The 21612-nt window shown below is 65.2% G+C and carries 20 protein-coding genes; 13 read left to right on the top strand and 7 right to left on the bottom strand.

What is annotated here, in order from left to right; all coding sequences use genetic code 11:
• Positions 1-1446: an aldehyde dehydrogenase gene (locus tag ACWYRN_RS22710; RefSeq protein ID WP_488690036.1), complete on the bottom strand. Its 1446-nt coding sequence runs from the start codon at positions 1444-1446 to the stop codon at positions 1-3.
• Positions 1447-1543: 97 nt separating this feature from the next.
• Positions 1544-2377, bottom strand: coding sequence for a p-hydroxycinnamoyl CoA hydratase/lyase (locus tag ACWYRN_RS22705; protein WP_488690034.1), 834 nt, complete (start codon positions 2375-2377; stop codon positions 1544-1546).
• Between the two features lie 89 nt (positions 2378-2466).
• Here ACWYRN_RS22705 and ACWYRN_RS22700 point away from each other — a divergent pair, with 89 nt between their 5' ends.
• Entirely contained in the window at positions 2467-2934 is a 468-nt protein-coding gene (locus ACWYRN_RS22700) for a MarR family winged helix-turn-helix transcriptional regulator (RefSeq protein WP_488690032.1), read from the top strand.
• Between the two features lie 114 nt (positions 2935-3048).
• Here the strand turns inward: ACWYRN_RS22700 and ACWYRN_RS22695 are convergent, their stop codons facing one another.
• Together ACWYRN_RS22695 and ACWYRN_RS22690 are read right to left on the bottom strand one after the other, a co-directional pair.
• Complete coding sequence (locus tag ACWYRN_RS22695; protein WP_488690030.1) at positions 3049-4728, bottom strand: AMP-binding protein; 1680 nt, start codon at positions 4726-4728, stop codon at positions 3049-3051.
• Between the two features lie 143 nt (positions 4729-4871).
• Positions 4872-5873 carry an aldo/keto reductase gene (locus ACWYRN_RS22690; RefSeq protein ID WP_488690029.1) on the bottom strand — a complete coding sequence of 334 codons (1002 nt, stop codon included), beginning with the start codon at positions 5871-5873 and terminating at the stop codon, positions 4872-4874.
• A gap of 240 nt (positions 5874-6113) precedes the next feature.
• Here ACWYRN_RS22690 and ACWYRN_RS22685 point away from each other — a divergent pair, with 240 nt between their 5' ends.
• Positions 6114-7211: a DUF1176 domain-containing protein gene (locus tag ACWYRN_RS22685; protein ID WP_488690028.1), complete on the top strand. Its 1098-nt coding sequence runs from the start codon at positions 6114-6116 to the stop codon at positions 7209-7211.
• A gap of 82 nt (positions 7212-7293) precedes the next feature.
• On the opposite strand, the gene ACWYRN_RS22680 is transcribed toward ACWYRN_RS22685, so the two are convergent.
• Positions 7294-8475, bottom strand: a complete 1182-nt coding sequence (locus tag ACWYRN_RS22680) for an ABC transporter substrate-binding protein (protein ID WP_488690027.1) — start codon at positions 8473-8475, stop codon at positions 7294-7296.
• Positions 8476-8686: 211 nt separating this feature from the next.
• Between ACWYRN_RS22680 and ACWYRN_RS22675 the strand changes: the two genes are divergently transcribed.
• On the top strand, positions 8687-9787 hold the full coding sequence (locus ACWYRN_RS22675) for a porin (RefSeq protein ID WP_488690026.1): 1101 nt from the start codon (positions 8687-8689) through the stop codon (positions 9785-9787).
• 316 nt (positions 9788-10103) lie between these two features.
• On the opposite strand, the gene ACWYRN_RS22670 is transcribed toward ACWYRN_RS22675, so the two are convergent.
• Positions 10104-10958, bottom strand: a complete 855-nt coding sequence (locus ACWYRN_RS22670) for an IclR family transcriptional regulator domain-containing protein (RefSeq protein WP_229435822.1) — start codon at positions 10956-10958, stop codon at positions 10104-10106.
• Between the two features lie 168 nt (positions 10959-11126).
• On the opposite strand from ACWYRN_RS22670, the gene ACWYRN_RS22665 reads away from it, so the two are divergent.
• The 8 genes from ACWYRN_RS22665 (at position 11127) to ACWYRN_RS22630 (ending at position 18465) form a co-directional block, all read left to right on the top strand.
• Complete coding sequence (locus ACWYRN_RS22665) at positions 11127-11792, top strand: 3-oxoacid CoA-transferase subunit A (RefSeq protein WP_488690025.1); 666 nt, start codon at positions 11127-11129, stop codon at positions 11790-11792.
• Positions 11789-12454 carry a CoA transferase subunit B gene (locus ACWYRN_RS22660; protein WP_488690024.1) on the top strand — a complete coding sequence of 222 codons (666 nt, stop codon included), beginning with the start codon at positions 11789-11791 and terminating at the stop codon, positions 12452-12454. The genes ACWYRN_RS22665 and ACWYRN_RS22660 overlap by 4 nt, the downstream gene beginning before the upstream one ends.
• Positions 12451-13668: a 3-oxoadipyl-CoA thiolase gene (gene pcaF, locus ACWYRN_RS22655; protein WP_488690022.1), complete on the top strand. Its 1218-nt coding sequence runs from the start codon at positions 12451-12453 to the stop codon at positions 13666-13668. The genes ACWYRN_RS22660 and pcaF overlap by 4 nt, the downstream gene beginning before the upstream one ends.
• Positions 13669-13752: 84 nt before the next feature.
• Positions 13753-14619, top strand: coding sequence for a branched-chain amino acid ABC transporter permease (locus ACWYRN_RS22650; protein ID WP_488690021.1), 867 nt, complete (start codon positions 13753-13755; stop codon positions 14617-14619).
• A complete protein-coding gene (locus ACWYRN_RS22645; protein ID WP_488690019.1) occupies positions 14616-15668 on the top strand; it encodes a branched-chain amino acid ABC transporter permease in 1053 nt (350 codons plus the stop codon). Before ACWYRN_RS22650 ends, ACWYRN_RS22645 begins: the two co-directional genes overlap by 4 nt.
• The gene (locus tag ACWYRN_RS22640; protein WP_488690018.1) at positions 15665-16417 is read left to right on the top strand and encodes an ABC transporter ATP-binding protein; all 753 of its coding nucleotides are present in this window, start codon (positions 15665-15667) and stop codon (positions 16415-16417) included. The genes ACWYRN_RS22645 and ACWYRN_RS22640 overlap by 4 nt, the downstream gene beginning before the upstream one ends.
• Positions 16410-17111 (top strand): ABC transporter ATP-binding protein, encoded by a 702-nt coding sequence (locus ACWYRN_RS22635; protein ID WP_488690016.1) that lies wholly within the window; start codon positions 16410-16412, stop codon positions 17109-17111. Before ACWYRN_RS22640 ends, ACWYRN_RS22635 begins: the two co-directional genes overlap by 8 nt.
• Positions 17112-17337: 226 nt before the next feature.
• Positions 17338-18465: an ABC transporter substrate-binding protein gene (locus ACWYRN_RS22630; RefSeq protein ID WP_488692870.1), complete on the top strand. Its 1128-nt coding sequence runs from the start codon at positions 17338-17340 to the stop codon at positions 18463-18465.
• 337 nt (positions 18466-18802) lie between these two features.
• Here the strand turns inward: ACWYRN_RS22630 and ACWYRN_RS22625 are convergent, their stop codons facing one another.
• Positions 18803-19285 (bottom strand): MarR family winged helix-turn-helix transcriptional regulator, encoded by a 483-nt coding sequence (locus ACWYRN_RS22625; RefSeq protein ID WP_488690015.1) that lies wholly within the window; start codon positions 19283-19285, stop codon positions 18803-18805.
• 134 nt (positions 19286-19419) lie between these two features.
• Here ACWYRN_RS22625 and ACWYRN_RS22620 point away from each other — a divergent pair, with 134 nt between their 5' ends.
• Positions 19420-20469 carry an aromatic ring-hydroxylating dioxygenase subunit alpha gene (locus ACWYRN_RS22620; protein ID WP_488690014.1) on the top strand — a complete coding sequence of 350 codons (1050 nt, stop codon included), beginning with the start codon at positions 19420-19422 and terminating at the stop codon, positions 20467-20469.
• Positions 20466-21422: a PDR/VanB family oxidoreductase gene (locus ACWYRN_RS22615; protein WP_488690013.1), complete on the top strand. Its 957-nt coding sequence runs from the start codon at positions 20466-20468 to the stop codon at positions 21420-21422. Before ACWYRN_RS22620 ends, ACWYRN_RS22615 begins: the two co-directional genes overlap by 4 nt.
• Positions 21423-21612 lie beyond the last annotated feature (190 nt).

Below are 21612 nucleotides of genomic sequence, written 5' to 3'. Positions count from 1 at the left end.
TCAGATCGGGAAGTGACGCGGAGTGGTCTGGACCGTGATCCAGCGCAGGTCGGTGAACTCGGCAATTGCCGCCTTGCCGCCGAAGCGCCCGTAGCCGCTGCCTTTCACGCCGCCGAAGGGCATCTGCGCCTCGTCGTGCACGGTGGGGCCGTTGATGTGGCAGATGCCCGATTCGATGCGCTGGGCTACCGCCATGGCGCGGCCGATGTCGCGGCTGAACACGGCCGACGACAAACCGTATTCGCTGTCGTTGGCCAGCTTGATGGCTTCTTCGTCGCTGTCGAAACGCAGCACCGAGACGATCGGGCCGAAGGATTCTTCCTGGTAGACCAGCATCTCCGGCGTCACCTTGTCGACGATCGCCGGCTGCATGATGTTGCCGTCCACGCCTTCGCCGGATTGGGTGACGGTGGCGCCGCGGGTGCGCGCATCCTGCAGCATGGCGTCCACGCGCAGCGCGGCTGCGGGGTCGACCATGCCGGCCAGCGGCGCGTCGGCTCGGGCAGCTTTCAAAGTAGCGGTCTTCGCGGCGAGCTTGGCGACAAAGGCATCGGCCACCTTGGCATCGACCAGGATGCGATCGGCCGACATGCAGATCTGGCCCTGGTTGAAGAAGGCGGAGAAGGCGGCCGCTTCCACGGCGGCGTCGAGGTCGGCGTCGTCCAGCACCACGACCGGGTTCTTCCCGCCCAGTTCCAGCAACACCGGCTTCAGGTATTTCGCGGCGGTCTGCGCGATGATGCGGCCGACCTTGGTCGAACCGGTGAAGTTCACGCGGCGCACGGCCGGCGCGGCGATCAGGCGCTCGACGATGGCCGGCGCGTCGTCCGGCGCGTTGGTGATCACGTTGACCACGCCCGGCGGGAAGCCGGCGTCCACGAACACCTGGCCGATCAGGCGGTGCAGGGCCGGGCACAGTTCCGAGGCTTTCAGGATCACGGTATTGCCGCAGGCGAGCGGCATGGCGACGGCGCGCGTGCCGAGGATGACCGGCGCGTTCCAGGGCGCGATGCCGACTACCACGCCGCAGGCCTGGCGCACGCCCATGGCGAGCGAACCCGGCACGTCGGATGGGATGACTTCGCCGGCGATTTGCGTCGTCATCGACGCTGCTTCGCGCAGCATGTTGGCGGCCAGGGTCACATTGAACTGGTACCACACCGGCGCGCCGCCGGCTTCCTCGACGGCGGCTTCGACGAATTGGCCGCGCAGGGCTTCCATCTTGTCGGCGGCTTTCAGGAGCAGCGCGCGGCGGGCGCCCGGCTGCATGGCAGACCAGGCCGGGAAGGCAGCTTGCGCGGCAGCGATGGCGGCGTCGACATCGTCGAGCGTGGCGGCGGGGGCGCGGGTGGCGACTTCGCCGGTGGCGGGATTATGGCGTTCGAAGCTGGCGCCATTCAAGGCGGGGCGCGACTCGCCGTTGATCAGCAGATCGGTCTGGAACATCAGAGGTCTCCTCTGTTATCGGATTGAAGGCGGCCGCCTGCTCAGCAGGGGCCGCCGCCATTATTATGGTTTTGTTCTTAATACGCGACTTTATTTATTAGCCACGTTTATAGGTTTGCAGCCCCGGCTTGATGGTCTTGTCATCCAGGAACTGCTTCAGGCCTTCCTTGCGGCCTTTTTCCGGGTCGCGATAGTTCGACTGGTCGGTCTTGGCGTACAGGTAGTCTTCGCCTTGCTCCCAGGTCAGTTCGCGGGCGCGCTTGAAGCCGATCTTGGCGTAACGCAGCACGACCGGGTTCTTTTCCAGCAGTTTATTCGCCAACTCGATCACGGCTTCGCGCAGCTGCTCCTTCGGCACGCTCTTGTTGATCAGCCCCATGGCGGCGGCTTCCTTGCCGGTGAAGGTGTCGCCGGTCATGATGTAGTGCAGGGCGTTGCGGTGGCCCATGGTGTCGGCCACGGCCTTGCTCACCAGGTTGCCCGGCGGGATGCCCCAGTTCACTTCGGACAGGCCGAACACGGCGTCGTCGGCGGCAATGGCCAGGTCGCAGGCCACCAGCGGCGAAAACGCGCCGCCGAAGCACCAGCCGTTGACCATGGCAATCGTCGCCTTGCTGTACATGCGCAGCAGTTTCCACTGCCACTGCGAGCAGTCGCGGCGGATGCGTTCCTGGGTGATCTCGGGCTTGCCGTCGGTTTCGCGGAAATACTCTTTCAAGTCCATCCCGGCGGTCCAGGCGTCGCCGGCGCCGGTCAGGACGATGACCTGGGCATCGTCGTCGAGCTCGAGGGTTTCGAGCACGTCGATCATCTCGCGGTTCAGCGTCGGGCTCATGGCATTGCGCTTCTCCGGGCGGTTCAGGGTGATCCAGCCGATACCGTTCTCCACATCCACTTTGACGGTTTGCCAGCGTGCTTCGTATTTGGACATACAATGTCTCCTCGGTAGTAAATTTGTTATCAGGCTGCCTGATATGAAGCTTATACTATACGCACCTGATCCGCTTTACAAGTATCTTTATGAGCACATTGAAAAAATTGTCAGCCGTCCCGAAAACCCCGAAACCGAGCAGCCTGGCTTATCTCGTTGGCCGCCTCGATCACATCCTGAAACAGCGCCTGCGCGACAGCCTGGCGCCCTGCGGGCTGAGCGTGCCGCAGTACACGGCGTTGTCGGTATTCCGCGCGCATGGTTCGCTCTCGAATGCGCAACTGGCCGCACGCACGATGACGTCGCCGCAGTCGGCCAACGAGATGGTCAAGCAGATGGAAGTGAAGGGCTGGATCGCGCGCACGCCGGACCCGGCGCATGGGCGCATCATCCAGATCAGCCTGACCGAATCCGGGCAGTCGGTATTAGCCGAGTGCGATGCGCACGTGGCCGAGCTGGAGCGGCTGATGTTTGCAGACCTGGATGAGGACGCAAAGGCGACGCTGCAGGCGCAGCTGCGCGGGGCGGTCAGGGCGTTGAGCGTGCAGGGGCTGTAGCCCCGAATGCACACTAGCCTCTGACGATACCGGCTCCAGTTGTGCGTTCGGCTGCGTACTCGGGGCGCTCGAACATACCCGGCTCATCGAGGAAGCGCGTCGCCCACGGTGTCCTCAGCCAGCCAACCCGAGATCGGTCGCCGCCTGCTCGCGCAGCAGGTACTTCTGGATCTTGCCGGTTACCGTCATCGGAAACTGCGTGACAAAGCGAATATGGCGCGGAATCTTGTAGTGCGCGATCTGCCCCTTGCAGAACTCGCGGATCTCCTCGGCCTCGGCTTCCATCCCGGGGCGCAGGATGATGCAGGCGCACAGCTCCTCGCCGAACTTCGGGTCGGGCACGCCGACGCACTGCACATCCAGCACCTTCGGATGCTTGTACAAGAATTCCTCGATCTCGCGCGGGTAGATATTCTCGCCGCCGCGAATGACCATGTCCTTGGCGCGGCCGACGATGGTGGCAAAACCGTTCTCGTCGATCACGGCCAAATCGCCCGTGTGCATCCAGCGCGCCGCGTCGATTGTCTCGCGGGTCTTTTCCTCGTCGCCCCAGTAGCCGAGCATCACCGAGTAGCCGCGCGTCAGCAGTTCGCCCTTCACGCCGCGCGGCACGATGCGCCCGTCGGCGTCGACGATCTTGACTTCCAGGTGCGGGTGCACGCGGCCGATGGTCGATACGCGCAGCGGCACCGGGTCGTCGGTCGAACTCTGGAAGCTGACCGGCGAAGTTTCCGTCATGCCGTAGGCGATCGTGATTTCGGACAGGTGCATGCGCTCGATCACGCGGCTCATCACCTCGGCCGGGCAGGGCGAGCCGGCCATGATGCCGGTGCGTAGCGTCGACAAGTCGTACTGGCCGAAATCCGGATGGTCAAGCAGGGCGATGAACATCGTCGGCACGCCATGCAGGCCGGTGCAGCGCTCGGCCTGCACGGTTTCCAGCACCGACTTCGGCTCGAATCCTTCGCCCGGGAACACCATCGTCGCGCCATGGGTCACGCAGGCCAGGTTCCCCAGCACCATGCCGAAGCAGTGATACAGCGGCACCGGGATGCACAGGCGGTCGATGTGCGTGAGCTTCATCGCCTCGCCGATGAAGAAGCCGTTGTTCAGGATATTGTGGTGGGTGAGCGTGGCGCCTTTCGGTGAACCCGTGGTGCCCGAGGTGAACTGGATGTTCACCGGGTCGTCGAACTGCAGCCCGGCGCCGAGGCTGGCCAGCTGCGCCAATTGTTCGGCACTCGGTTCGGCCATCAAGTCGTCGAAGTTCAGCATGCCGGGCGTGCGCTCGCTGCCCAGGCGGATCACATGGCGCAGCTGCGGCAGCTTTTCCGAGCGCAGCTGCGACGGCGCCGCGCCGCGGACTTCCGGGACCACGTCCTGCACCATGCCGATGTAGTCGCTGGTCTTGAAAACGGGCGCCAGGATCAGGGCCGAACACTGCACCTTGCCCAGCACGTATTCCAGCTCCGAGCGGCGGTAGGCCGGGTTGATGTTCACCATGATCAGGCCGGCGCGCGCGGTGGCGAACTGCACCAGCACCCATTCGGCGCAGTTCTGCGACCAGATGCCGACGCGGTCGCCGGGTTCCAGGCCCAGCCCCAGCAAGCCGGCGGCCAGGCGCGTTACGCGCTCGTCGAATTCGCGGTAGGTCCAGCGCACATCCTGGTGCGGGACGACCAGGGCGTCGTTGTCGGCATGGCGCGCCGCGATATTGGTGAGGAAGTCGCCGATGGTGTCGCCGATGAGCGGCACATCGTGCGCGCCATGGACGTAGCTGGGCAGGGTCTGCATGGTTGTCTCCATATCCTTGTCGTTGTCTATGGTGTGCCGTCGTATCGGTCTGTGCGATGCATACGGCAATGCCCCGCGGGCGCAGGGCATCGGGCCGCCGCGCCCGCATGAAAGCGCGGCGGCCCGTTTGCTTATGCTACAGCTTACACCACCGGCTTGCGTGGCGGGATGGGCGCCTCCTGCGGCAGCAGGCCTTCGGCCAGCAGCGCTTCCCAGAACGCGGCCGGAATCTGGACATCCATCAGCGCGGCATTGCGCTTCAGGTGCTGCGGGCTGCTGGCGCCGGGAATGGTCGCGGCCACCACCGGATGCGCCAGGCCGAACTGCAGCGCCGCCGCCGGCAAGTCGACGCCGTGCTCGGCGGCCACCTTGCGCAGCCGCTCGCGCAGCGCGTGCTGCTCGGGCTTGGCCGGCTGGTAGTCGTAGTGCTCGCCGCCGGCCAGGAAGCCGGAATTGAATGGCCCGCCGATCACCACGCTGGCGCCGCGCGCTTCGCACAGCGGGAAGAATTCCTGCAGCGGCGTGGTTTCCATCAGCGTGTAGCGGCCGGCCAGCAGGAAGATGTCGGGGTCGGACTGCTGCAGCGCGCGCATGCAGGGCTCGATGGTGTTCACGCCCATGCCCCAGCCCTTGATGACGCCTTCCTCGCGCAGCTTGACCAGGCCTTCGAAGGCGCCGTTCCTGCCGGCGGCAATGCCGAAGTGGTGTTCGAATTCGGCCTGGGGCAGGGCGTCCGGCGAGAGGTCGTGCACATAGACGATGTCGATGTGGCCTAGCGCCAGGCGCTGCAGGCTGTCTTCCACGGCGCGGCGCGCGCCGTCCGCCGTGTAGTCGAGCACGCGCTTGAAGGGCAGCGAGCCGACGAAGGGCGCCGCGATCTCGCCGGGACCGTGCGGCACCAGCAGGCGGCCAACCTTGGTCGAGAGCGTGAATTCCTCACGCTTGCGGCGGCGCAGGGCCTGGCCGAAGCGGTGCTCGGACAGGCCTGCGCCGTAGTGCGGCGCCGTGTCGAAATAGCGGATGCCCGCTTCCCATGCGGCGTCGACGGTGGTCATTGCCGCCTCGTCGCTCGTGGTGTGGTACATGTCGCCCAGCCCGGTGCCACCCAGGCCCAGGCGCGTGATCGGTCGATAGCGTTGGTTCACCCTTGTTCCTTTCGTGTTCGGATAGTCGGTGGGGCTGCCTCGCTGCCCCGCTGACTTATGCTACACCGCTCCAGCATGGCGGCTGGCACGGTTGGCGGGAGCGGGATGCGAGGACGCGCGCGCCGTGCCGGCCCGATGAGCTGCATGCGAAAGCTTGCCGCGAAAACAACAGCAACGTAGACTCTGGTTTCCGACCGCCCGGCGCCACGCCGCACCGGGTTCACACACACCCTGAGGCCCATGAACAGAACGATCGCCGCATGCGCCGGCTTGCTCCTCCTGGCCGGCGCCTCTCACGCCAGCGCCGCCGACCTGCCCAAGCTGAAGTTCTCCCACGGCGACTGGGAAATCGCCTGCGACAATACCCGTACCTGCCGCGCCGCCGGCTACTACATCGGCAGGAGCGGCGAAGACGACAGCGAACCCGAACCGCTGGCCGTGTCGGTGCTCCTGACCCGCAAGGCGGGACCGAACACGCCGGTGCAGGGCGAAGTGCAGTTCGGCACCTACATGGACGATGCAACCGCCAAATCCCTGCCCAAGACCCTGGCGCCGACGATGAAGATCAACGGCAAGGCCTACGGCAAGCTCATGGTGCCGGAAGAGGACTGGACCGTCGGCCTGTCGCCAGCCCAGACCCAGGCCCTGCTGGCCGCGCTCACGCGCGTCAGCAAGATCGAATGGACCGACGGCGCCCGCACCTGGCGCCTGTCCGACGCGGGTGCGGCGGCTGTGCTGCTCAAGATGGACGAATTCCAGGGACGCATCGGCACGCCCGGCGCCGTGATGCGCAAGGGCGCGAAGCCCGAAAGCAGCGTCTTGCCGGCCCTGGCCGAACCCGTGGTGGTGCCCCCCGCGCTCGACGACAAGACGATCGACCTGCCAAAGGAGCGCCTCGCCGCCTTGCGCAAGGCCCTGCAGGTGGACGACCAAACGTGCACGGAATCGACGGATAGCGAGGGCAAACCCGCCGAGATCAGCGTAAGCCGCCTGACGGGCGGCAAGCTGCTGGCCTCCATGCTCTGCTGGCGCGGAGCCTACAACGAGGGCTATGCCTACTGGGTCGTCAACGCCAATCCTCCGTATGCCCCGCAGCTGGTCACGACCGCCGGCTCCGAGTACGAGGGCGGCACCATCAGCGGATCGCACAAGGGACGCGGCCTGGGCGACTGCTGGGCGTACGAATCCTGGACCTGGGACGGCAGGCGCTTCGTCCAGACCAGCGAGGGCGACACTGGCGACTGCCGGATGGTGGCGCCGGGCGGCGCCTGGTCGCTCCCGGTGCTGGTGGCGACCGTGCGCAAGGCGGGAGAGGCGGGAGGAAAGGCCCAGCCCTGAGGCCCGCACGCAGTGCCCTGGACACAAGCACAGCCATACCAAGGCTGGGCTCGTGTCCGGATGTCAGACCTGATCCGGCTGCTTATTGCTTGCCCGGGTCCTTCATGTTCGGGAACTGGTCGAACTCGACGTTGTAGGGTTCGCCGTTGACTTTTTCCACCTTGCGCACGTACACCGTCTGCACCACGTCGCGCGTGGCCGGGTCGATCGAGATCGGGCCGCGCGGGCTGTTGATTTTCATGCCTTTCAAGACCGCCATCGCCTTGGTGCCGTCGATCTTGCCACCCAGCTTGTTGCTGACCTGGTAGATCGCGTTCATGCCGTCGTAGGCCGCCACGGCCATGAAGTTCGGGCGGCCGCCTTGCGGGTTGGTGGCGGCGAAGTTCTTCAGGAAGGCGTCGTTCTCGGGCGACTTGTGCGCGGCCGAGTAGTGGAAGGTGGTGATCACGCCCAGGGTGTTGTCGCCCATCGCCGGCAGCACGTGGTCGTCGGTCAGGTCGCCGGTGGCGATCACCTTGATGCCGGCAGCGGCCAGGCCGCGCTCGCGGTAACCCTTCATGAAGGCGATGCTTTGCTCGCCGGCCGGCACGAACACGAACACCGCGTCCGGCTTGGCATCCTTGATGCGCTGGATGAAGGGCGCGAATTCCGGGTTGCGCAGCGGGACGCGGATCGCTTCCACCACCTTGCCGCCGTTTTTCACCAGGCGGTCGCTGAAGGCCTTTTCGGCATCGATGCCGGGGCCGTAGTCGGCCACCACCGTCGCCACGTTTTTAATTTTGTTCTTCAGCGCCCAGTCGCCCATCGGCGCCGAGATCTGCGGCAGCGTCATCGAGAAGCGCGCGATGTAGTCGGACTTGGTGGTGATGATGGAAGTGGCCGCGTTCATGATGATCATCGGCTTCTTCGCCTGCTGTGCGATCGGGGCCACGGCCAGCGCTTCCGGCGTCAGGCCGAAGCCGGCCAGGAAGTCGACCTTGTCGCGCACCACCAGTTCCTGCGCCAGGCGCTTGGCGATTTCCGGCGAGGGGCCGGTGGTGTCCTTGTAGATGATCTGGATCTTCTTGCCGGCGACGCTGTCGCCATGCTGGGCCATCCAGGCCTTGATCCCGCCCTGCATCTGCTTGCCGTAGTCGGCAAACGGCCCGGAGAAGGAGGCGATCACGCCCACCTTGATGGTGTCCTGGCCCCAGGCCGCAGGTGCGGCGAACGTGGTAGCAAAGGCGGTGGCTACGGCGAGCGCCGCGATGGTCTTCGATTGCATGCTGGTCTCCTGTCGGTTGGTCTGCTTGTCTTCTGCTTGTCGTCTGTGTGCGCGCCGGCGATGTCGTCGCCATGTCGCAACCTCATCAAAAAATGACTCAAGCATATTGTTGACAAGGTTACGTGACAACAATAGTATCGTTTTAGCGTTCGATTAACAACCTCTTGTTCGGTAATCGCACACGCCATACCAATAAACCCATGGAGACAACATGAAGAACGTCCTGTCCAGCGCCGCCGCGCTGATGTGCGGCCTCGCCGCCGCCGCCGCAAGCACTTCTGCCCACGCCCAGACCTCGGTCCAGGTCTACGGTATCGTCGACAGCGGTGTCGCCCACCTGACCAATGTCAACGCTGCCGGCGATTCCAACACCAAGGTGCCGTCGCTGACCAGCTCCTTCCCCTCGCGCATCGGCTTCAAGGGCAGCGAGGAACTCGGCGGTGGACTGCAGGCGTTCTTCGTGCTGGAAAGCGGGCTGGCCATGGACAACGGCTCGTCCCAGCAGGGCGGGCGCATGTTCGGCCGCGCCGCGCAGGTCGGCCTGAAGGGCGACTGGGGCATCCTGACCCTGGGCCGCCAGAACAACATGACCTATATCTCCGGCCTGAAGACCGACGTCCTCGGTCCGCACCTGTTCGCCATCGGCAGCATCGACCCCTACCTGCCGAACGCGCGCAGCGACAATGCCATCGGCTACATGGGCAACTTCAATGGCGTCGTGGTGGGCGCCACCTACAGCTTCGGGCGCGACGCCTCCGCCGCCGGCGGCCCGGCCGCCACCAACTGCGCCGGCGAAGTGGCCGGCAACTCGAAGGCCTGCCGCCAGTACACGGCGCTGCTCGGCTACGAGAACAAGCAGTGGGGCCTGAACGCCTCCTACGACCGCCTGAACGGCAACACCGGCGCAGCCGGCGGCTTGACCAGCGCGAACAACACCGACATCCGCACCACCGTCAACGGCTACCTGATGATCGGCCCGACCAAGATCGGCGGCGGCGCCATCGACCGCGAAACGAATGCGGCCACCGGCCAGACCGAGTCGCTACTGTGGTACCTGGGCGTGAGCCACCCGGTTAACAATTTCGTGATCGATGTCCAGGCAGCGGCACGCAACACGAAGAACTCCGACGACGACGTCACCATGCTGGTCGCGCGCCTGAGCTACGCGCTGTCGAAGCGCACCGTGCTGTATTCGGCGATCGGGCGCATGGACAACGACGGCAACTCGGCGGTGGCGCTGGATGCGGGCGGCTCGGTGGGTGCGGGCAAGACCCAGAACGGTGTGATGCTGGGGCTGCGGCACCACTTCTGATTGACCGGCTACGGTGCTACCTGGTGGGTTCGAGAACCCACCCTACGGTACTTCTTATTGCACCGCGGCGGTGTTGTACTTCGTAGGGTGGACCGGGCCGCGCAGGCTCCCGAGTCCACGCTGTCGTACCTGTGCATATCGCTAAGCGTGACATGACCGGATCCTGCATGCAGGCCTGCCTATGCATGCATGTCGAGATGCACGCGCAGTACCGCGTGGACTCGGGAGTCCACCCTACGAACTGCAGACGCATTTCGAGATGCATGCGCAGTACGGCGTGGGCTCGAGAGCCCACCCTACGAACGTCCGGCAACCATCAGGGCAACAGCACTGACAGCTCCTGCGCCCCGCGCAGCAGCACCGGCAGGAACTCCCCCTGCATCCGCTCCACGCTGACGCGGGCCGCCTGGGCACCCACGTTCAGCGCCGCGACCACCTGGCCCGACGCGCCGCGCACCGGCACCGAGATCGAGCGCAGCCCCAGTTCCAGTTCCTCGTCGTTGATGGCGTAGCCGCTCTGGCGCACGCCGGCGAGGATCTCGCGCAGGCGCTTCTGCGTGGTGACGGTCTTGTCGGTCATCGCCTTCAGGCGGGTCCTGGCGAAGTAGGCGTTCAGCTCGTCCGGCGCCAGGTGGGCCAGCATCACCCGGCCCAGCGAGGTGCAGTAGGCGGGCAGGCGGCTGCCGGTGTTCAGCGCCACCGACATCACGCGCGTGGTGGCGGCGCGTGCCACGTACAGCACTTCGCCGTCGTCGAGCACGGCGAGCGAGCTCGATTCGCCCAGCTCGCGGCTGATGTTGTTCAGGTAGGGCTGGCTCGACACGGTGAGCGGCGTCGACGACAGGTAGGAGTAGCCGAGGGTCAGCACCTTCGGCCGCAGCGAAAAGTTGTTGTGCTCGGCGTCGACGTAGCCGAGCTGCTGCAGCGTGTACAGGCAGCGGCGCACGGCCGCGCGCGGGATGCCGGTCTTCTGGCTGATCTGGGCGATGGTCTGGGGCTTGCGCGAGTCGCTGAAGGCCTGCACCACGGCCAGGCCGCGCGCCAGCGAGGTCATGAAACTGGGGTCGGTCAGGGCGTCGATCTGCTCGGCGATGCTGAGCTCGCGCTCCTCGCCGGCGTCGAGTGTCTCCGGGCTGTCGGCCTCGTTGTTGGTGATCGCAATATTTGTCATGGCGGGATTGTAATGCAGTAGGGTGCGCTTCGATTGGTCTTTTTTCTTGACCTTTCGGCCACGCTACTACTACACTGCGTTGGGCGGTAATCAAACAATAGTTCGATTATCGAACAACGGCAACATCATTTCAAGTGGGCCGGATGGTTCCGGCCCCAAGGCGGAGACATGATCGACAAAACCTACCAATCGCTGGAGCGTGCCGTCGCCGACGTGCACGACGGGGCGACCGTCATGATCGGCGGCTTCGGCAATGCGGGCATGCCGGCGCAGCTGATCGACGCTCTCATCGCGCAGGGCGCGCGTGACCTCACGATCGTCAACAATAACGCCGGCAACGGTGACACGGGCCTGGCCGCACTGCTGGCCGCCAAGCGGGTACGCAAGATCATCTGCTCCTTCCCGCGCCAGACCGATTCCCACCACTTCGACGCCCTGTACCGGGCCGGCGAAATCGAACTCGAACTCACCCCGCAAGGCAACCTGGCCGAACGCATCCGCGCCGCCGGCGCCGGCATCGGCGGCTTCTTCACGCCCACCGGCTACGGCACGCTGCTGGCCGAGGGCAAGGAAACGCGCCTGATCGACGGCCGCCACTACGTGCTGGAAGCCCCCATCCACGCCGACTTCGCGCTGATCAAGGCACACCGCGGCGACCGCTGGGGCAACCTCGTGTACCGCAAGACCGCACGCAACTTCGGCCCGATCATGGCGATGGCCGCCAAGATCACCATTGCCCAGGTGGCGGAGATCGTTCCGCTGGGCGAACTCGATCCGGAAGTCATTGTCACGCCCGGCATCTTCGTCCAGCGCGTCGTGAAGGAGGCAGCATGAGTATCCAGAACCGCTTTACAAGGGACCAGATCGCCGCGCGCGTTGCCCAGGACACCCACGAAGGCGCCTACGTGAACCTCGGCATCGGCCTGCCGACCAAGGTGGCCAACTACCTGCCGGCCGATCGCGAAGTCTTCCTGCACAGCGAGAACGGCCTGCTCGGCATGGGCCCGGCCCCGCTCGAGGGCGAGGAAGACGAAGACCTGATCAACGCCGGCAAGCAGCCGGTCACCATCCTCACGGGCGGCGCCTATTTCCACCATGGCGATTCGTTTGCCATGATGCGCGGCGGCCACCTCGACATCTGCGTGCTGGGCGCCTTCCAGGTGTCGGAAAAGGGCGACCTGGCCAACTGGCACACCGGCGCACCGGATGCGATTCCGGCCGTGGGCGGCGCGATGGACCTCGCCATCGGCGCCAAGCAGGTGTTCGTAATGATGGACCACCAGACCAAGACCGGGGAGAGCAAGGTGGTCCGGCAATGCACTTATCCGCTCACCGGCGTGGCCTGCGTGAACCGTATCTACACCGACCTGGCCGTCCTCGACGTTACCCCGCATGGCCTGCGCGTGCGCGAAATGGCGCCGGGCCTGAGCCTTTACGAACTGCAGGCTGTTACCGCGGCGCCTTTGCTGCCGCCTGAATCAGGAGACCCAGCATGACCGACGCTTTCATTTGTGACGCCATCCGCACCCCGATCGGCCGCTACGGCGGCGCACTGAAGGACGTGCGGGCCGACGACCTTGGCGCCATCCCGCTGCGCGAACTCATGTCGCGCAATCCTTCCGTCGACTGGACGCAGGTCGACGACGTCATCTACGGCTGCGCCAACCAGGCCGGCGAAGACAACCGCAACGTCGCCCACATGGCCTCGCTGCTGGCCGGCCTGCCGCCGGACGTTCCGGGCACGACCGTCAACCGCCTGTGCGGCTCGGGCATGGACGCCATCGGCATCGCTGCGCGCGCCATCAAGGCCGGCGAAACCCAGTTGATGATCGCCGGCGGCGTCGAATCGATGACGCGCGCGCCTTTCGTCATGGGCAAGGCGGATTCCGCCTTCTCGCGCCAGGCCACGATCTACGACACCACCATCGGCTGGCGCTTCCCGAACAAGCAGATGAAGCACCTGTACGGCACCGATTCGATGCCGGAGACGGCCGAGAACGTGGCGGTCGACTACAAGGTGTCGCGCGAAGACCAGGACCGCTTTGCCCTGGCCAGCCAGCAGAAGGTGGCGCGCGCGCAGAAGGAAGGCCTGTTCGCGGACGAGATCGTGCCGGTCCTGATTCCGCAGAGCCGTCGCGCAGCGGGGGCGGGCGACCATATCAAATTCGAGCACGACGAGCATCCGCGCGAGACCAGCCTCGAAGCGCTGGCCAGGCTGAAGGGCGTGGTGCATCCGGAAGGCTCCGTCACCGCGGGTAACGCGTCGGGCGTGAACGACGGCGCCTGCGCCGTGCTGATCGCCAGCGCCGAAGCGGCAGCCAAACATGGCCTGACGCCGCGTGCCCGCATCGTCGGCATGGCCACGGCCGGCGTGCCGCCGCGGGTGATGGGCATCGGCCCGGCGCCGGCGTCGAAGAAACTGCTGGCCCAGCTGGGAATGACAATCGACCAGATGGACATCATCGAACTCAATGAAGCGTTCGCATCGCAAGCCCTGGCCGTGTTGCGCGAACTCGGCGTTGCGGATGATGATCCAAGAGTGAACCCCTACGGCGGTGGCATCGCCCTGGGCCACCCGCTGGGCATGAGCGGCGCGCGCCTGGTGACGACGGCGATGTACCAGCTGCACCGTACCGGCGGGCGCTACGCGCTGTGCACGATGTGCATCGGCGTGGGGCAGGGCATCGCCATGGTCATCGAGCGCGTCTGATCCACCCGCAACCACAAAAAAAGAAGCAGAAGAGAAGCAGGAGACAAACATGACGTATATAACTTGCGTACCCGGGAGGCTGCCATGATCGGCAATTTCATCGGCGTGCTATTCGACGGCGTCGCCTACGGCGCACTGCTGTTCCTGATCAGCGTCGGCCTGTCGGTCACGATGGGCATGATGAACTTCATTAACCTGGCCCACGGCGCCTTCGCCATGGTCGGCGGCTATGTCTGCGTCACCTTGCTCAGCAAGCTGGGCCTGCCTTTCCTGGCCACGCTGCCGCTGGCATTCGTCGCCGCGGCCGTGGTCGGCCTGGTGCTGGAACGCACCCTGTACCGCCAGCTGTATAAAGCCACCCACCTCGACCAGGTGCTGTTCTCGATCGGCCTGACCTTCATGGCGGTGGCCGGCGCCACCTTCCTGTTCGGCCCCACCCAGCAGCCGGTGCACCTGCCGGACTGGCTGCGCGGCCAGGTGCACGTGCTCGGCCTCGACCTCGGCGCCTACCGCCTGTTCCTGATCGCCGTCGTGATCCTGATTACCTTCGGCCTCTACCTGCTGATCGAGCGTACCCGCTTCGGCGCCCAGATCCGCGCCTCGGTCGACAACCAGACGGCGGCCGAGGGCCTGGGCATCAACGTCAGCCGCGTGTTCTCGCTCACCTTTGCGCTGGGCTCGGGCCTGGCCGGCCTGGGCGGCGGCCTCGGCATCGACGTGCTGGGCCTGGACCCGAGCTTCCCGATCAAGTACATGGTCTACTTCCTGCTGGTGGTCGCCGTGGGCGGCGCCGGTTCCATCAAGGGGCCGCTGATCGCGGCGGTGATCCTCGGCGTGTTCGACGTCGCCGGTAAATACTATGTGCCGGAAGTGGGCGCCTTTGTCATCTACACGCTGATGGTGGTGCTGCTCATCCTGTTCCCGTTTGGCCTGGTACGGAGGAAAGCATGAACGCCTATTCGACGACGGCCCTCAAGGCCAAGGCTGCCACCGATACGCCGGCAGCGGCCGATTCCCAGCCTGTGAACCACAGCGCGCTGCGCCTGCCGAATGACCGCTGGAAGGCGCTGGAAATCGTGTTCTGGCTGCTGCCGGTGGCCTCCTACTTCTTCTTCCCGGACTACCTGGTCCTGATCAGCCAGATCATGATCATCGGCCTGTTCGCGATGTCGCTCGACCTGATCCTGGGGTATGCCGGCATCGTCTCGCTCGGTCACGCCGCCTTCTTCGGGCTGGGCGCCTACACGGCCGGCCTGCTGTCGGTGCATGGCTGGGGCGAGCCGATCTCCGGGCTGCTGGCGGCGGCGCTGGTGGCGGCGGTGGCCGGCTTCATCGTCAGCTTCCTGGTGATTCGCGGCCAGGACCTGGCGCGCCTGATGGTCACGCTCGGCATCGGCCTGATGCTGTTCGAGGCCGCTAACAAGGCCGCCTTCATCACCGGTGGCGTCGACGGTCTGTCGGGCATGGTGATGGAGCCGCTGTTCGGCACCTTCGAGTTCGACCTGTTCGGCAAGACGGCCTTCTGGTACAGCTTCGCCGTGCTGTTCATCCTGTTCGTCGCCATGCGGCGCGTGGTGAATTCGCCCTTCGGCCTGTCGCTGCGCGGCATCCGCGAAGGCGGGCGGCGCATGCCGGCCATCGGCGCGAACGTCGACCGCCGCCTGGTGGCCATCTTCACGCTCGCCGCAGCGGTGGCCGGCATTGCCGGCGCGCTGCTGGCCCAGACCACGCAGTTCGTGGGCCTGGACGTACTCGGCTTCCCGCGTTCGGCGGAACTCCTGATCATGCTGGTGCTGGGCGGGACCGGGCGCCTGTACGGCGCGCTCGTCGGCGCGGCCGTGTTCATGATCGCGCAGGACAAGATCTCGGGCTTCGACCCGACCTACTGGCAGTTCTACATCGGCCTGCTGCTGGTGCTGATCGTGCTGTTCGCACGCGGCGGCATCCTGGGCGGTCTGGAGAAGATCGTCGCCCGTTTCAAACGTTCGGAGGCAGCATGACCATGACCTTGCGCACCGAAGCGCTCTGCAAGCAGTGGGGCGGCTTCAAGGCCAACACCGATATTTCGCTGCGCTTCGAGCCGGGCGCGCGCCACGCGCTGATCGGCCCGAACGGCGCCGGCAAGACCACCTTCATCAATTTGCTCACCGGCGGCTTTCCGCCGTCGAGCGGCAAGGTGTTCCTGGGCGACGAGGACATCACCCGCCTGGCCCAGCACGAGCGCGTGAAACGCGGCATGACCCGCACCTTCCAGATCAATACCCTGTTCGCCGGCATGACGGTGCTGGAATCGGTGATGCTGGCGATCTGCGAGCGGCGCGGCCTGCAAAAGGTGTGGTGGAAGACGGTGGCGAACCACGCCGACGTGGTCGAGGAAGCGATGGCGCTGCTGGCCACGCTCAAGCTCACGAAGGAAGCCAACAGCATCACGCGCAGCATGGCATACGGCAAGCAGCGCCTCGTGGAGATTGCCCTGGCGCTGGCCACCAAGCCGACGATTTTGCTGCTGGACGAACCGGCGGCCGGCATTCCCTCGGCCGAGAGCAAGGAACTGTTCGAGGTCATCGCCGGCCTGCCGCGCGACGTGACGGTGCTCTTCATCGAGCACGACATGGGCCTGGTGTTCCGCTTCGCCGACCGCATCACGGTGCTGGTGGGCGGCAAGGTGCTGACCGAAGGGACGCCCGAGGAAATCGCGGCCGATCCGCGCGTGAAGGAAGTGTATCTGGGGGAGGCCGAACATGCCTGAATTGCTTGCGCTGGACCGCGTGACCGCCGGCTACGGCGAATCGATCGTTCTGGAGGATGTGTCGTTCGCGATGAACGAGGGCGACAGCCTGGCACTCTTGGGCCGCAACGGCGTCGGCAAGACCAGTCTGCTCGTGACGCTGATGGGATTGACCAAGCTGCACAAGGGCGCGATCCGCTGGGCCGGCGGCGACATCGCGCGCGTGCCGACCTATCAACGCTCGCGCTCGGGGCTGGGCTGGGTGCCGCAGGAGCGCCACATGTTCCCGTCGCTGACGGTCGAGGAACACCTGACCGTGGTAGAACGGCCGGGGCCATGGAACCTGGCCAAGATCTACGAGATTTTCCCGCGCCTGCACGAACGTCGCGCGAATATGGGTAATCAATTGTCTGGTGGCGAGCAACAAATGTTGGCCATTGCCCGGGCCTTGATGACGAACCCGCGCATCCTGCTGCTGGACGAGCCGATGGAAGGCCTGGCGCCGATCATCGTGCAGGAACTGGTGCGCGTGATCCGCCGGCTGGTGGCGGATGAGGGCATGTCGGTGATCGTGGTCGAGCAGCATGCGCGGCTGGCCCTGTCGCTGACCTCGCGTGCGATCGTGCTGGACCGGGGGCGGATTGTGCATGACTCGGATTCGGCCAGCTTGCTGGCCGATGGCGAGAAGCTCGATCGTCTGGTTGCAGTTGCGTAGGGTGGACCGGGCCGCGAGAGGCGGCTTCGCCGTCCACGCGTTGATCGTTATCGGCTCCGATTATCTGCTCGTTTATCTCGCTGTCAACTATCGACGCGTGGACGGGGAACCCGTCCACCCTACGGATGTATCGGTATTACAAACCCGAACGGGTATCACATAGAAACGAGGAGACAACGTGTCAAAACTGAACACCACCCGCCGCCACATCCTGCTCGGCGCCGCCATGCTCACCGCCGGCTTCACCGCCCACGCCGCAGAACCCCTGAAAGTCGGCCTGATCGTCCCCATGTCCGGCCCCTTCGCCTCCACCGGCCGCCAGGTCGACGCGGCGGTGAAGCTCTTCCTCCAGCAAAACGGCAACACAGTCGCCGGGCGCCAGGTGCAGATCATCCTGAAGGACGACGGCGGCGTCTCGCCCGACGTCACCAAGCGCCTGGCCCAGGAACTGGTCGCGCGCGACAAGGTGCAGGTGCTGGCCGGCTTCGGCCTGACGCCGCTGGCCTTTGCCGCCGCTCCGGTCGCCACGCAAGCCAAGGTGCCGATGATCGTCATGAACGCCGCCACCTCGGTCATCCCGCAGCGCTCGCCCTACATCGTGCGCAGCGGCTTCACGCTGGCGCAAGTCACCGCGCCGATGGCCCAGTGGGCGGCAAAGAACAAGATCAAGTCGGTGGTCACCTTCGTCTCCGACTACGGCCCCGGCATCGATGCCGAAAAGGTCTTCGTGCAAGACTTCACCGCGGCCGGCGGCAAGATCGTCGCCTCGCTGCGCGCACCGCTGCGCAACCCCGACTACGCGCCTTTCCTGGCGCGCGTGAAGGATGCCAAGCCGGACGCCGTGTTCGTGTTCGTGCCATCGGGGGAGGGCGCCGCCGTCCTGAAGCAGTTCACCGACCGCGGCCTGGCTGCCGCCGGCATCAAGCTGATCGCCACCGGCGACGTCCTGGATGACGACCTGATGCCAAGCATCGGCCCGGCCGCGCTGGGCGTGGTCAGCAGCCACCACTACTCGGCAGCCCACCCGTCGCCCGAGAACAAGGCCTTCGTTGCTGCATTCACCAAGGCGAACAAGGACATGCGGCCGAACTTCCACGCCGTTGGCGCGTACGACGGCATGCAGATGCTGTATGCGGCGCTGAAGAAGACGAACGGCGACAGCACGGGGCCGAAGCTGGTCGAAGCGATGAAGGGCCTGTCGTGGAACAGCGTGCGCGGGCCGGTGAGCATCGATCCCGCCACGCGCGATATCGTGCAGACGGTGTACATCCGCAAGGCCGAGCAGGTCGATGGCGGGATCTACAACGTCGAGTTCGATAAGGTCGAAAAGTTCAAGGACCCAGGCGTGGATTAAAGATAGGAGACGCGGTTTTCACAACCGCCAGTCCGGAACGTCTCCCGTAGGGTGGGCACTCTGTGCCCACGCGGATTCAACACACCAATAACGGCACAGGCAACAGCCCCATTAGCGCAAGCATGCGGTGTTGATTTGCGGCGCCGCTGATCATTCGATGAGACTGGGTTTCCTGACCGGTAGTCACCGGCGTTTCCCGTAGGGTGGGCACTCGTGCCCACGCGGATTTAACATACCAATAACGGCACAGGCAACAGCCCCATTAGCGGACGCGATCGGTATTGATTGGCGGCGCCGATGCGAATTCGATGAGACCGCGTGGGCACAGGTGCCCACCCTACAAAGTCAACGGCGCCCGGCTTTGCCCATTGTTCTCGCGCACGAGCTTACCCAACAATTCCATGAATTGCGCTTGTTCCGCCTCACTGAGCGGCGCCAGCAACCGATCCCGCAACTTCTGCGCCCCTGGCACCAGCCCCTGCAACAACCGCGTCCCCGCAGCCGTAATGGTCAACGCCCGCTGCCTCCGATTATGCGGCAACACCTTCCGCTCCAGCAGCCCCTTTTCCTCGAGCCGCGCACACACCGTCGCCCCGGTCGAGGTATCGATCGCCGCCAGCCCCGCCAGCGACACCTGGTCGATCCCCGGATGCTCGGCCAGCCGGCTCAGGATCGCATACTGCACCGGCGTCAATTCATCGCCCATTTCGTCGTAAAACAGGGACACCGAAATCTGCTGCGCCCGCCGCAGTAAGTGCCCCGGATGTTCGTACAAATCCAGCATCTTGCCCTGGTTTTCGTGTGCTTTTTCTGTCGGCATATTTCCCGTCTAAATCTGGTGCGCTGCACCATCAAAAAGTTTGAAAACGCAGTTTACTTTGTCCCGCAAACGCGTAATACTTTTTTCCACATTCAGTACACTGAATATAAAGCACAACCATCAAGGAGACAACGATGTTCCCGAAAAACGCCTGGTACGTGGCCTGCACCCCCGACGAAATCGAAGGCAAACCCCTGGGCCGCCAGATCTGCGGCGAAAAGATCGTGTTCTACCGCGGACAAGGCGGCAAGGTCGCTGCTGTCGAAGACTTCTGCCCGCACCGCGGCGCGCCTCTGTCGCTCGGTTTCGTCCGTGACGGCAACCTGGTCTGCGGCTACCACGGTTTGGAAATGGGCTGCGAAGGCAAGGCAATCAGCATGCCGGGCCAGCGCGTGCGCGGCTTCCCCTGCATCCGCAGCTACGCCGTCGAAGAGCGCTACGGCTTCATCTGGGTCTGGCCGGGCGACAAGGCGCTCGCCGACCCGGCCACCATCCACCACCTGGAGTGGGCCGATAACCCGGAATGGGCCTACGGCGGCGGCTTGTACCACATCAACTGCGACTATCGCCTGATGGTCGATAACCTGATGGACCTGACCCACGAAACCTACGTGCATGCCTCGTCCATCGGCCAGAAGGAAATCGACGAGGCGCCGGTGACCACCAAGCTCGAAGGCGAGCAAGTGGTCACCAGCCGCTTCATGGAAAACATCATGCCACCGCCGTTCTGGCAGGCGGCCCTGCGCGGCAACGGCCTGGCCGACGATGTGCCCGTCGACCGCTGGCAGATCTGCCGCTTCAACGCGCCGAGCCACGTGATGATCGAGGTCGGCGTGGCCCACGCGGGCAAGGGCGGCTACCACGCGCCGGCCGAATGCAAGGCGTCGAGCATCGTGGTCGACTTCATCACGCCCGAAACCGAAACCTCGCACTGGTACTTCTGGGGCATGGCGCGCAACTTCAAGCCGGACGACGCGGCGCTAACCGACACCATCCGCACCGGCCAGGGCAAGATCTTCAGCGAAGACCGCGAGATGCTGGAACTGCAGCAGCAGAACATCCTGCGCCACCCGGACCGTAGACTCCTGATGCTGAACATCGACGCCGGCGGCGTGCAGTCGCGCCGCATCATCGACGCCTGGCTGGCGCGCGAGCGTCCGCAACAGCAGGAGGTGGCGGCATGAGCACCATCGAAGTGAAGGTGGCGAACCGTGTGTGCGAGGCAGACGGCATCTGCAGCTACGAGCTGGTGCGCAACGACGGCCAGGCCCTGCCGCCTTTCGAGGCCGGCGCCCACATCGACGTGCACCTGGCCGGGAACCTGATCCGCCAGTACTCGCTCTGCAATGCACCGGGCGAGACCCACCGCTACCAGATCGGCGTGCTGCGCGACGCCGACTCGCGCGGCGGATCGCAGGCCATGCACGATCACGTGGACCTCGGATCGGTCCTGCAGATCAGCGCGCCGAAGAACCATTTTCCGCTGGTCGAGGCGCAGCGCACCGTGCTGCTGGCCGGCGGGATCGGGGTGACGCCGATCCTGGCGATGGCCGAATCGCTGGCAGCCAGGGGCGCTGCTTTCGAGATGCATTACTGCGCCCGTTCGCCGGAGAAGGCGGCGTTCAAGGAGCGCCTGGCCACCTGCGGCTTCGCGGCGCAGGTGCAGTTTCATTACGATAGCGGCGAGGCGGGGCAGAAGCTCGACCTGGCGACGCTGCTGGCGAAGCCGGAAGAGGGTACGCACGTCTACGTCTGCGGTCCGCAGGGCTTCATCGAGTATGTGATGAACACGGCCAAGGCGCAGGGCTGGCCGGCGGCGCAGCTGCACGTGGAGTATTTCAGTGCGGCGGCGGTGGATACCAGCGGGGATGGGTCGTTCGAGGTGAAACTGGCGTCGAGCGGGCAGACGTTTACGATCCCGGCCGGGAAGACGGTGATCAAGATCCTGGAAGAGCAGGGTGTGGTGATTCCGTATTCCTGCGAGGAGGGGGTGTGCGGGACCTGCCTGACGCGCGTGATCGAGGGTGTGCCGGATCACCGCGACATGTATTTGACCGAAGAGGAGCAGGCGGCGAACGATCAGTTTACGCCCTGCTGTTCAAGGGCGAAGACGCCGGTGCTGGTGCTGGACTTGTAGAATCCGGAATCTTCCCCGTACGGTGGGGTCCTTGATGCCGGGGGCATCAAGGACGTGCCCACGCGGTTACGTGCGTTTGCTTACACCTGTGGCAGCGAGGTATCGCCCGCGAACCTATCTCTGTGCCTGCGCCCCGACCCTACCGGGTGGTGTTTCGACTTGCCGATGCCGCACCGCGTGGGCTCGAGAG

The sequence above is a fragment of the Massilia sp. BAP21 genome, from assembly GCF_057801335.1.
This window is presented reverse-complemented; position numbering and strand designations above follow the sequence as displayed.